A 12,599-nucleotide genomic window follows, 5' to 3' on the forward strand; every position below is an offset into this window, starting at 1 on the left:
AGCGCCCGCTCCTGCCGCCGCGCCGCAGCCGGCGGCGGAAGAGCCCACGGTGTCCGTCTACTTAACGAAGACGGACACCGTGGAGACGCTCCCGCTGGAAAGCTACATTGTCGGCGTCCTGGCCGCCGAAATGCCGGCTGAATTCCAGCTGGAGGCGCTTAAAGCCCAGGCCATCGCTGCACGGACATACATCGTGCAGCGGCTGAAGTCCGGCGACACGACCGGTGTGCCGGACAACAAGAGCCATGTGACCGATACGATTAATCATCAGGCGTATCTGTCACAGGCGGCGCTTGATCAGAAATGGGCCGCTGCCGGGAAAGAGGCCGAGCTTGCGAAGCTGCAGCAGGCCGTGAAGGAAACCAAAGGGATCGTGATGACATATAAGGGTGAGCCGATCACGGCTTCTTTTTTCTCAACCAGCAATGGTTATACAGAAGATTCAGAAGACTACTGGAAGAATGAGATTCCGTATCTCCGAAGTGTAGAGAGTCCCTGGGATCAGGCCATCTCTCCTAAATATAAATCGACCGTCCGGATGCCGCGTGCAGAATTTATCAAGCGCCTTGGCCTGACAGATGAAGCCATTCCTGCATCTGCAGCGCAAGGAGGCTCTTCCTCTCTGTTTAAAGTAATCTCGTATACGAGAGGGAATCGAATTCAGGAAGTGAGAGTCGGAGGCAAGAAATTTACGGGGCGTGAAATAAGAGAGAAGCTGGAGCTGCGCTCAAGTCAATTCAGCTGGAGTCTGAGAGATGGAGAAGTAGAGATAACGACCTACGGCAACGGGCATGGGGTAGGCATGAGCCAGTACGGGGCCGAGGGAATGGCGCGTGAAGGCTATAAGGCCAAAGAGATTTTAAGACACTATTATACCGGCATCACATTCCAGGAGACGGCGAAACTTCTTTCTGCAAAAAAATAATAGGAACACACGTATAAAAGAATAGACCCCGGTAACAATGATTACTGAGGTGATTGCAAATGAATGAACAAAACAAGAATAGTCAAGCACACGAAGAATCTCCTAAAACATTGCAGGGAGAAAAGGCGGTAACGTCGTCTTCGTGGAAAAAAATGTTGTCCAAACGGTGGGTGTTCCCGGCAGCTTATCTGGCAGCAGCGGCAATTATACTAACCCTCGTGTGGGTCTACCAGGACGCCAGCCAAAAACCGCTTAATCCGGATAAGTCGGTAACGACGACCGGAAACGGCAGCAAGGCAGCGACAGGAACAGACGTCAAGGATGAGGAAGTTGTTGAAGTTGTAGCGAACTCACAGAACATGATTTCACCGGCAGGTGATGCAGCGGACGTGAGCATCGTGAAAAAGTTCTATGATGCAGAAGGTTCGGCGGAAGAGCACCAGGAGGCGATGGTTCAGTATAATGACACCTTTACGCCGAATCTCGGAATCGACCTGGCTGCCAAAGACGACAAGCCTTTTGAAGTTAAAGCCGTGCTTGACGGAACCATCAGCCGCGTGGAAGATCATCCGGTAAACGGAATGGTCGTGGAAATCACACATCCTGGAGATCTGAAGACCGTATATCAGAGCTTGAGTGATGTGAAGGTTGAGCAAGGGGCGGAAGTGAAGCAGGGTGATACCATCGCATCTGCAGGACGCAGTGAGTTCGAGAAAGAGCTCGGCAACCACGTGCATTTCGAAGTGTACGAAGGGGACAGCTTGGCTAACCCGTCCAGTTATCTTTCGAAGAAATAAATTTTACAGCTGCGATTTGGCGCTTAACGCGCACGCAAGGCAGAACCCATTGGTTCTGCCTTTTCTTTATTTTCAAGGCTTTTGGTTGAAAAATGGGTCTCAGGATGTCCACCGGTATAGTCCAAGCGAACGCGTTCAAGCCGGCATGTCCCTAAAATAAATGGGGATACCTAAGCTTGTCACCCTGTGAAACCGCGAATATCCCGCCATGCCCCTCATATAATGTACCAAACTATCCACACAGTAGGGAGGCGGGAGCGTGCACGATTACATCAAAGAGCGGACCATTAAAATCGGACGCTGTATCGTGGAAACAAGGCATACAGTTCGGACCATAGCCAAAGAATTTGGCGTGTCGAAAAGCACAGTGCATAAAGACTTAACCGAACGTCTGCCGGAGATCAACCCGGACTTAGCGGATCAGGTCAAGCATATTCTCGAATACCACAAGTCCATCCGCCATCTTAGAGGTGGAGAAGCCACCAAGATAAAGTACAAGAAAACAGGCAGCGGAAGCCGCGAACCTGTCACAACAGCGAAATCCTGATTATAGGGCTAAGGTCGCAAGAATGACGTTGAATCCCTCCCCTGAAGTATGATATGTTAAAAGATGGTATTAGATCGAATGATGAGACCTTGACGTGCCGAATTACATTATGCCTTGCCGCTATCTGTCGAAGCCTCGGCAATCCTGATCGGGACCAGCATTCTCTTACCTAAAATAACACTTTGGGGGACTTTCATGATGTTTAGCAAGGATATTGGAATCGATCTCGGGACAGCAAACGTGTTGATCCACGTCAAAGGGAAGGGGGTTGTCCTAGACGAACCCTCTGTAGTTACCATTGAGAGCGACACCAAAAAGGTCCTTGCCGTCGGGGAAGGTGCGCGGCGGATGATCGGAAGAACACCCGGTAATATAATGGCAATCCGCCCTTTAAGGGACGGTGTTATTGCCGATTTTGAAATCACGGAAACCATGCTTAAGTATTTTATTAACCTTGTTGGAGCACGCAGCTGGTACAGCCGTCCGCGAATCCTCATTTGCGCACCTACGAATATTACATCGGTGGAGCAGAAGTCGATTCGGGAGGCAGCTGAGCATAGCGGTGCCAAGGAAGTGTTCCTTGAAGAAGAGCCTAAAGCGGCAGCAATTGGCGCGGGTATGGATATTTACGAGCCCAGCGGCAATATGGTCGTGGACATTGGGGGCGGCACAACGGATGTAGCCGTCCTGTCCATGGGCGATGTCGTGACCTCTTCTTCGATCAAGATGGCAGGGGACAAGTTCGACGAGGCCATAGTGAAATACATTAAGACTAAATATAAATTGCTGATTGGGGAACGTACGGCTGAAGATCTGAAAGTAGCGATCGGTACTGTCCGTCCGGGCGGCCGTCAGGCCGAGATGGACATACGCGGACGGGATATGGTTTCGGGGCTTCCGCGCACGATAACGATTACGTCTGCAGAGGTGCAGGAGGCGCTGTGGGATCCGATGTCTTCAATCGTCCTGGCAGCCAAATTAGTCCTTGAACGCACACCGCCGGAATTATCGGCTGATATTATTGACCGCGGCGTTATTCTGACTGGTGGAGGCGCACTTCTTCATGGCGTGGACGAGCTGTTGACTGAACAGCTGCGCGTGCCGGTGCTCGTAGCGGAGGACCCGATGCACTGTGTTGTGAAGGGTACGGGAATCATGCTCGACAATTTGGATAAAGTAGTTAAGAAAAAATTCTAAACTGCCGATATAGAATGGTAGTGGATGAATGAATGGATAGTTATGAGTAGTCCATAAGAAGGAGAGTGCCTTCATGTTAAGAGGACTTTATAATGCAGCTGCAGGCATGATTACACAGCAGCGGCGTCATGATACAGTAACACAAAATATTGTGAACCTGAACACAGCCGGATACAAGCAGACGGACAGTGTTCAGCGTTCTTTTCCGGAAGTGCTTGTATCCATGGTTGGCGGAGGGGCAGCAAGCCCTAACCGCACCATAGGAAAGCTGAATACGGGTGTATTTGCCGAAGAGAGCCTGTCGCTTCACAGACAGGGGGCACTTCGGGAGACAGGCAAGGTAACCGATTTTGCCATCGTATCTGAGCTTGGGCTTACGGGCCGGAACGGGGAGAATGTTCCCTTTGACGCATCCGGTAAATATATCAATGATAACGGCGATGTGATTTATCGGCCTGAAGCCTTCTTTACCGTACTGGATCACCAGGGTGAAGTGAGGTATACGAGAAACGGCCAATTCCATGTGAGCGATACGGGAAATGTTCTGACCGCAGCCGGATACCAGGTTTTGGATGCCAATAACGAGCCGATTGTATTGACAGGCACGGCTGGTAACCTTACAGTGAATGAGCAAGGGCAAATCTTGAGTGAAGCCGGGAATGGGGCTGGAGTTACACTTGGGATTACTGTGGTAGACAACCCTCATCAACTGGTAAGAGAAGGGGAAGGGCTGTTTCGTCTGGACTCAGCTGATAGAGGCGGAGCCCGTTTCCTCGCTGCAGAAGATCGTGCAATCATTCGCCAGGGATTTATAGAAGCGTCCAATGTGGACCCTTCACAGTCTATGGTTGAATTAACTGCAGCGCTTCGTGCCTACGAGACGAACCAGAAGGTCGTTCAGTTTTACGATAAGACTCTTGAGAAGACCGTGAATGAGATCGGGAGAGTCTAAGCATAGACGGATCTGTTCAGATCCACGTCTATACCACAGGAGGTCTTAAGTATGAATAACTCCATGATTAGCGCCATGGTATCCATGAACGCATTCCAGCAGCGTCTGGATGTAATCGCAGATAATCTGGCGAACGTGGATACGGTTGGATATAAGAGCAAGGATACGTCATTTGAAGATGTACTGACTCAGGTGCAGGGACATCATAAGGACTTTACATTGGCTGGGCGGGCTACGCCGCCCGGATATACAGTGGGCTTCGGTTCACGGCTGGCCGCGGTCATACAGAATATGGAGCAGGGTCCTCATAAAGAAACCGGGAATCCGCTTGATCTGGCCATCGACGGTAATGCCATGTTTGCAGTACAGGGTAATGGCGGGATTGCGTATACCCGGGAAGGCGGCTTCCATGTCTCACCTGATCCGCAGGATGGAAGTTTTGTGAACCTGGTGAACAATCAGGGGTATCAGGTGCTGGACCGCAATAACAACCCGATTCGTATTCCGGCGAACGCGAAGGTAGCTGTGGATCCGGCGGGACAGGTTCTCGTTGAGACCCCGGCAGGACGATCCGTAGCGGGAGTACTCAAGCTGGCTGAATTGCAGCGTCCGGAAGGGCTGGTGCAAATGGCTGGCAACCTGTACATGCTCGCTGCCGGACTTACGGAGGCGCAGGTGTTTGAACAGGCGCAAGCAAACCGCGGGCCGCTGAAATCCGAAGTTCAATCGGGCTTTCTGGAACAGTCTAATGTAAATTTCTCCGATGAGATGATGAAGATGATGGAAGTGCAGCGTGCTTACCAGCTGGCTGCACGCGCGCTGAGCTCCAGCGACACCATGATGAACCTTGCCAACACTATGCGAGGATAGGTGGTATGAACCGTGAGTGAAGCAAGCGGGACTAAACAACGTAAGACTTCAGGATGGAAGATCGCGCTCAGAATCATGGTTCCGATCTTTTTGCTGCTGGCGCTGGTCGGCGGAATGGTAGTCGGTTATGTCGTTTTAGGCAAACAGGATATCGGAGAGGCATTCAAGTGGAGTACTTGGAAGCATGTTTTCGATTTGATCTTTGCTCCTTAATCGGGAGCAGGGGATAGAGCTGGATCGTTCTTGAAACTCCCTTGGGGGAGTTTTCTTTTTTTTTAGGAAACCGTTATAATGGGATGGACCGGCGTGTATTTTTATAAATCGCCCAAAAAGGGCTCTCTCCCGGGCATAAATGCCGCTGTAGAGAAAGCCCCTTATCTCAACCTTCATCCCTGCAGAAATGAAGGATATCCTTAGTTTTTTCCGTATCCGCCTTGTTTTATGCATGAATTAGCATGAAACGAACACCTTGAGGAATGATTTGTTTTTTTCAAAGGGAGTGCTTGGTGGGTATCTACATAAGAGAGGAGTTTTGTTTGTGTTGAACATCGGACAAATACAGGAGATCATACCTCATCGCCCGCCTTTCCTGCTCGTGGACAAAATCGTGGAGATTGAGGACGGCAAGCGTGCCGTAGGAATCAAGAACGTGACCATTAACGAGCCTTTTTTTGTTGGCCATTTTCCGGAATATGCGGTTATGCCGGGTGTGCTGATCGTTGAAGCGTTGGCTCAGGTTGGAGCAGTAGCCATCCTTAACGTGGAGAGCAACCGGGGCAAGCTTGGCTTCCTGGCCGGGGTAGACGGCTTCCGCTTCCGCGGACAAGTTGTACCTGGGGACACTTTGCGCCTTGAAGTTGAAATTACCCGTCTTAAGGGAATGATCGGCAAGGGCAAGGCGGTTGCAACGGTCGAAGGCCGTACGGTCGCCGAAGGTGAGATTATGTTCGCCCTGTCAGATAAAGCATAGATAATATTACTCCGGGCAATTAATCTAATGGATATGGAAGGGGACACGAATATGTCTGAAATGAGTCAAAGAACAATAGATACGGTAGAGCGTTGGTTGAATGATCCGTATGTTGACGAAGAGACGAAGCTGGAGCTGCGCGCACTTGCGAAGGATCCGCAAGAGCTGGAAGAGCGGTTCTATCGTGATCTGGAATTCGGAACGGGCGGTCTTCGCGGCGTAATCGGCGCAGGCAGCAACCGGATTAATAAATATACCGTTGGCCGGGCTACACAAGGCTTTGCCCGTTATATACTGGATGCTCATGGAGATGCCGAAGGCAAGCCTTCAGTCGTTATTGCCCATGACTCCCGCCATTTCTCACCGGAATTCGCGCTTGAAGCGGCATTGGTGCTTGCAGGCAACGGGATTGTTGCCAAGCTGTTTACATCGCTGCGTCCAACACCACAGCTGTCCTTCAGCGTTCGTCATCTGAATGCAACAGGAGGGATTGTCATTACGGCAAGCCATAACCCTCCGGAGTATAACGGATATAAGGTGTATAATGCCGAAGGCGGCCAGCTTGTTCCGGATGAAGCAGAGAAGGTCATCTCGAACATTCAGGAGGTGGATTCCTTTGCTGCGGTGAAGAAGCTGTCACAGGAGCAGGCAGAGGCAGAAGGACTTCTGGTATGGCTCGGTGAGAAAGAAGATCAGGCCTTTATCGATACGGTAGCAGGCATTAGCGTGAACCGTGATCTGATTACATCCAAGCTTGGAGATGATATCAAGATCGTCTTTACTCCGCTGCATGGCACAGGAAATACACCGGTGCGCGAGGTGCTGAAGCAGATTGGCTTTAAGCATGTCTACATTGTTCCTGAACAGGAGCAGCCGGATGCGGAATTCTCCACGGTGAAATCACCTAACCCGGAAGAGCGTGAAGCATTTACGCTTGCGATGAAGCTTGGTGAGGAAGTGGGAGCAGATATTCTGATCGGAACCGACCCGGATGCGGACCGCATGGGAGCCGTTGTGAAGAACAGCCAGGGTGAGTATGTGGTGCTGACAGGTAACCAGTCCGGTGCCATCATGATTCACTACCTGCTCAGCCAGTTGAAGGAAGCGGGCAAGATGCCGGATAACGCTGCTGTGATCAAAACAATCGTAACCAGCGAGATGGGAGCTGTGATCGCCGAGCATTACGGGGCAACAGTCATGAATACGCTGACGGGCTTCAAATACATCGGCGAGAAGATGACCCAGTTCGAAGAAACAGGCGATCATACATATCTGTTCGGATATGAGGAAAGCTACGGCTATCTGGCAGGCAATTATGCCCGTGATAAAGACGCTGTACTTGCAAGCATGCTGATCTGCGAAGCTGCTGCTTATTATAAAGGTCAAGGAAAGACCCTCTATGATGTGCTGCAGGAATTGTATGAGCAGTTCGGTTATTTCCTGGAGAGCCTGGAGTCCCGTACGCTGAAAGGCAAGAACGGTATTGCCCAGATCCAGGGAATTATGAGCGACTGGCGTAATACCCCTCCAACTCAGATTGCCGGCACAACCGTTGAGCGCGTGCTTGATTATGCTGAGGGCCTGGATGGACTGCCGAAGGAAAATGTGCTTAAATACATGCTCGCGGACGGCTCATGGTTCTGCCTGCGTCCTTCCGGTACAGAGCCGAAGATTAAAGTATATTTTGCCGTTCGGGGACAATCGCTTGAAGATGCACAGCAAAAAATGCAGACTCTCTCCAGCGAAGTGATGGCAAGAGTGGACGCTTAAGCGATAAATCGCCATAATACATGTATTACAAGTAAATAGATTTATTACGACCCGGGATTCTTCCGCTATGGTTTGCAGCGGAAGAATCCCGTAAGTTCGATGAGGAGGAACTTTCGTGTATCAGAAATGGAAACACTGGAACACAGCAGCCCGCAAGTGGCTGTGGATTCTGGTTGTTCTGGGTGTTGCGGCCGCCCTGCCTGTAGGCTACGACCGCTTGCAGACGGAGTCAACAGCGAAGAATGTTGAATTTGTGTTTGATTATCGTGACCTGGTGGATATTTCGGTATATCAGGCACATCCGCAGGATTATATTGCAGAGCAGCTCGACCGGTTGAAGCAGGCCGGGATCAGCAGCATGGCTCTTTTTGAAAGTACGCTGGATGAATTCGTCAAGTCACGGCGGATCACGGTATATGACGGGCAGCAAGTGGCCGATCTGACAGGAGAGGTTATTCCACCGAATGAGAACTTTACATATGTCACTTTCCATAATGATGAGAGCAAGAAATTTATCAAGCCCATCATTGAAATGACATTTACGAGCCTGGACATTCCGGTGCGTCCCTGGACCTTCAAGGATCAAGACGGTTTGATTCTGGAGACGCCAAGAGCGAATGCATTCCTTAAACCGATGCCTCATGACCCGATTACGGTCGCTATGCTTCGGGACAAGGGCTTTACCATCGTACCGCGTCTTACGGACAGCGTGCCATATGACCAGGCTTATATGGAACGTCAGATGGCCTATTTTGCCGAAAACGGTGTGAAACGGCTTCTGTTCGATGGCGATTCGGTTAAAGGCTTCAATGATGATGAAGAAATGAATAGCCTGAAGGCTTTTGCAGGATTGCTGAACAAGCATAATATCGGGCTTACCGCTATTGAGAATATCAAGAAGCCGCAGAAGGGCTTTAAGAAGCTTGCCTATCTGACGGATTACAACGTTGTCCGCATTTACTCCCTGAGTGAGCGGGACGCATCGCTTAAATTAGAAGTCATCAGCGACCGTTTCGTGCTCGCATCCAAGGACCGCAATATTCGGATGTTCTACTTGAATGCTGAGCCGCTGCGGGACTCCACGACGGCATCCATTACAGATCCGCTGGATAACCTGATTGAGAGCCTGACCGAACCAGGTCATGCGATTAGGGATATTGAGAATAACGGCTTTACGATTGGAAATGCAGAGGCATTCAAGGTTGCGGATTCCTCCATGCAGCGTTATTTCAAAATCGGCGCGTTAATCGGCTCCATTGCGCTGATCTCGCTGATGATCTCGTACTTCATTCCGTTCCTGACGATTCCGGCCTTTATTCTCGGGCTCATCGGAAGTGCGGGACTGTACGTCCTGAATGCGGCACTGATGGAACAGGCCATAGCGCTTGCGACCTCGATCAGTGGTCCAACCGTTGCGATGATTCTTGCAATCAGAAAGGTGAACAGGGTTAACCTGGATTCTGCGGACAGAAGCACAGGAAAACGCATAACCCATGCGATTGTTCTGTTCCTGAAAACAACCATTCTATCCCTTGCAGCTGTGCCGCTCGTCATTGCACTGCTGAACAATGTGACATATATGCTGGTACTGGATCAATTCCGCGGAGTTAACCTGCTGGCGATGGCCCCTATGCTGCTGACAGCGATCTATGTCCTGCTCTATCGCGGCGGTAAGGCGACACGCAGTGATGTAACCTCACTGCTCAAGAGACCGATCAATATTGCCATGGTGATTGCTGCCGGTATTCTGGGTGCAGCGGGAATGTATTATCTCAGCCGTACAGGAAATGCAGGTCAGGTATCTTCGATTGAAATGGCCTTCCGTTCATTCCTGGAGAACACCTTCGGTGTGCGTCCGCGGAATAAGGAATTCCTGTTCGCGCATCCGCTTATGCTGCTCGGTCTGTTCCTGTCGTTCAAGTACCGTCATGCAGCATATCTACTCATCTTCGGTGCAATGGGTCAATTGTCGATCGTAGGTACATTTACACATATTCATTCACCAATCTATATTTCTTCGATCCGCGGACTGCTTGGTCTGATTCTCGGACTGATTCTCGGATTGATTGCGATTCTGGTATGGCAGGTCGCGGAAAGGATCTGGAAAAGATGGTCTCCACTACTAAGACAATAGTCATTTCCGGATATTACGGATTTAAGAACAGCGGCGACGAGGCCGTGTTGAAGTCGATTTTGACAGCACTTCAGGAACAGGGGAAGGAAGCGGGCGTTCAGATTGAGCCCGTTGTCCTTTCCATCGATCCGGAGTGGACATCCTCCGTGTATGGTGTCCGTTCGGTTCATCGGATGCAGCTGGGTGAAGTCAGACGTGCGATTAAGGAAAGTGACGGATTAATCAGCGGGGGCGGCAGCCTGCTGCAGGATGCAACAAGCCCGAAGACGATCCCGTACTATCTTGCGATTATCAAAATCGCACAGTGGCTGAAGAAACCAACCTTTATCTACGCACAAGGCGTAGGACCTGTGAACCGAAGAGTGTTCCATCCGATGATTCGGTCCGTATTCCGGAAATGCTCTTATATATCGGTGAGGGATGTTCAGTCTGGCGAGCTTCTTCAGTCCATGGGAATTGGTGCCGGGGACATTCATGTTGTGCCCGACCCCGTCATGGGATTGCCTCTGCCGGAGGAGTCACACGTAGAAGCTGCTGGAGCTGTAAATCCAGAAAATCCGGATGTAAATCTGGAGCCCGGGACAGAAAGCACAGCTGAACCCGTTAGTGGGCAGCTCGAGATAGATAGTTCTGCCGAACCGGTAAATACACAGCTTGAAGCTGATGATACAGCTCCATTCGAACATGAACCTCCGCTTACCGATAGCACGACTATCGGCGCAGATATGTATGATGAAGAGCCTCCTGTAATCGGCATTTCGGTCCGCTTCTGGGACCCTGAACGCCGGGAGCTGAATGCGATAGCGGATGCGCTGTCGGATCTGGCCCGCAAGCGGCCTGTCCATCTGCGGTTTCTGCCGTTTCATCAGCCTGATGATGAAGAGGCTTCACGGTATATTACTGACAAGATGGGTGATATTACATCATACGGTGGAAAGATCAGCTTCTACCGTGAGGAGCAGCAGCCTCAGGACATGCTCCGTGAAGTAAGCCGCTGTCAGTTGATTCTTGGCATGCGGCTGCATAGCTTAATTTATGCGGCCAATCAGAGTGTGCCGCTGGTCGGGATCTCCTATGATCCGAAGATTGATCATTTTCTGAAACGGCTGGACAGTGCAGCCATCGGAAGCAGCGACTCGCTGGTTCCTGCGGATCTGACCAGACATATGAATACCCTGCTCGATGATCCGGAAGGATGGAAAGAGGAGCATGGAGCCCAGATTGCAGTACTTAAACAGGAAGCACAATTGCCCGCCCGCCACATTGTTGAATTTCTAGGTAATAGAAGGTGATAATCATGAACCAGACAACCAAGATTCCGACCGTTTCTATTTTTGATATACCATTCTCGAAGCTGGACATGAACGATACGGTGGCCTATTTAACAGAAGCCGTGAAGTCCGGTCGTCCGCATCAGGTCATAACAGCCAATCCGATTATGGTCATGGCGGCACTGGACAATCCGGAATACAAGACGATGATGCAGAACGCGGAGTTAATCGTCCCTGACGGCACCGGTATCGTATGGGCAGCAGGGGTGGGCGGCGATCCGCTGAACGACCGGGTTACCGGATTTGACATGCTGCATGAGCTGATGAAGGCGGGAGAAACCCATAGATGGAAATTTTACCTGCTCGGTTCAACGAAAGAAGTGATTCAGGCAGCAGCTGAAAGGTTACAAATGCAGTATCCGGCAGCTATCATTGCCGGCTATCGTGATGGATTTTTTGGACCGGAACAAGATGACGAGGTTGTTGAAGAGATCAGAAAGGCATCTCCGGATATCCTGTTTGTTGCCCGCGGAGCGGACACGCAGGAGCCCTGGATTGCACGTTACAAAGAACGTCTCGGCGTACCTGTCATGATGGGTGTGGGCGGCAGCTTTGATATTATTTCGGGTAAGTCCAAACGGGCTCCGAAGGTAGTTCAGAAGCTTCGTATGGAATGGTTATACCGTTTATTAAGGGAACCCACCCGGGCCAAAAGAATGCTTGCGCTCCCGAAATTCGCAATTAAAGTGCTGCGAGAGAAAGAAAAAGTAACGAAAACAAGTTAATTACCCCTATTTTGTGGCTAAAATCCGGCAAATCACCGGAAATTGACATTGGTTTTCGATTGCGAAGGGAGTATAATTCAACACGGTAAACAATAATGGGGGTTGAATGATTACATGGTAACGATATACATCATCGGGTTTGTCGTTTCGTTGGTATTGGCTCTGCTCTTGACTCCGCTGGTGAAGAAATTCGCGGTGAAGATTGGCGCTGTGGACGTTCCGAATGCCCGGAAAGTGCATACACGAATCATGCCCCGGTTAGGCGGACTAGGAATATATGCGGCATTTATCCTCGGATTAGTTGCTGTGCTCCCTTTTATTCCGGAAAGTCTGTCTCCGCGCGACGCCAATTTTATGAAGGCATTTCTGATCGGCGGGTCC

The 12,599-nt window shown here is 50.5% G+C and carries 12 protein-coding genes and 1 pseudogene; all 13 read left to right on the top strand.

From position 1 onward, the window contains the following. The coding region (gene spoIID, locus BN1234_RS00005; RefSeq protein ID WP_054954620.1) for a stage II sporulation protein D at nt 1-925 on the top strand (925 nt) is incomplete at its 5' end. A gap of 59 nt (nt 926-984) precedes the next feature. Further along, nucleotides 985-1,722 (top strand): M23 family metallopeptidase, encoded by a 738-nt coding sequence (locus BN1234_RS00010; RefSeq protein WP_054954621.1) that lies wholly within the window; start codon nt 985-987, stop codon nt 1,720-1,722. 259 nt (nt 1,723-1,981) lie between these two features. Then, nucleotides 1,982-2,269, top strand: coding sequence for a sporulation transcriptional regulator SpoIIID (gene spoIIID, locus BN1234_RS00015; RefSeq protein WP_054954622.1), 288 nt, complete (start codon nt 1,982-1,984; stop codon nt 2,267-2,269). 198 nt (nt 2,270-2,467) lie between these two features. Further along, entirely contained in the window at nt 2,468-3,466 is a 999-nt protein-coding gene (locus BN1234_RS00020; protein ID WP_054954631.1) for a rod shape-determining protein, read from the top strand. Nucleotides 3,467-3,539: 73 nt separating this feature from the next. After that, entirely contained in the window at nt 3,540-4,418 is an 879-nt protein-coding gene (locus tag BN1234_RS00025; protein ID WP_054954623.1) for a flagellar hook-basal body protein, read from the top strand. Nucleotides 4,419-4,469: 51 nt separating this feature from the next. Further along, nucleotides 4,470-5,288: a flagellar hook-basal body protein gene (locus BN1234_RS00030; protein WP_054954624.1), complete on the top strand. Its 819-nt coding sequence runs from the start codon at nt 4,470-4,472 to the stop codon at nt 5,286-5,288. Nucleotides 5,289-5,363: 75 nt separating this feature from the next. After that, nucleotides 5,364-5,501 carry a DNA-directed RNA polymerase subunit beta gene (locus tag BN1234_RS00035; RefSeq protein WP_170307946.1) on the top strand — a complete coding sequence of 46 codons (138 nt, stop codon included), beginning with the start codon at nt 5,364-5,366 and terminating at the stop codon, nt 5,499-5,501. Nucleotides 5,502-5,826: 325 nt separating this feature from the next. Continuing rightward, on the top strand, nt 5,827-6,258 hold the full coding sequence (gene fabZ / locus BN1234_RS00040; RefSeq protein WP_054954626.1) for a 3-hydroxyacyl-ACP dehydratase FabZ: 432 nt from the start codon (nt 5,827-5,829) through the stop codon (nt 6,256-6,258). A 51-nt stretch (nt 6,259-6,309) separates the two neighbouring features. Continuing rightward, nucleotides 6,310-8,028 carry a phospho-sugar mutase gene (locus BN1234_RS00045; protein ID WP_054954627.1) on the top strand — a complete coding sequence of 573 codons (1,719 nt, stop codon included), beginning with the start codon at nt 6,310-6,312 and terminating at the stop codon, nt 8,026-8,028. Between the two features lie 115 nt (nt 8,029-8,143). Beyond that, complete coding sequence (locus tag BN1234_RS00050; protein WP_054954628.1) at nt 8,144-10,162, top strand: DUF5693 family protein; 2,019 nt, start codon at nt 8,144-8,146, stop codon at nt 10,160-10,162. Continuing rightward, the gene (locus BN1234_RS00055) at nt 10,138-11,454 is read left to right on the top strand and encodes a polysaccharide pyruvyl transferase family protein (RefSeq protein ID WP_054954629.1); all 1,317 of its coding nucleotides are present in this window, start codon (nt 10,138-10,140) and stop codon (nt 11,452-11,454) included. The genes BN1234_RS00050 and BN1234_RS00055 overlap by 25 nt, the downstream gene beginning before the upstream one ends. 5 nt (nt 11,455-11,459) lie before the next feature. After that, nucleotides 11,460-12,218, top strand: a complete 759-nt coding sequence (locus BN1234_RS00060) for a WecB/TagA/CpsF family glycosyltransferase (RefSeq protein WP_054954630.1) — start codon at nt 11,460-11,462, stop codon at nt 12,216-12,218. A gap of 114 nt (nt 12,219-12,332) precedes the next feature. Beyond that, nucleotides 12,333-12,599: pseudogene (locus BN1234_RS00065) on the top strand (undecaprenyl/decaprenyl-phosphate alpha-N-acetylglucosaminyl 1-phosphate transferase); the annotation flags it as partial.

It is taken from the genome of Paenibacillus dakarensis (assembly GCF_001373415.1).
Classification (GTDB): domain Bacteria; phylum Bacillota; class Bacilli; order Paenibacillales; family Paenibacillaceae; genus Paenibacillus_AQ; species Paenibacillus_AQ dakarensis.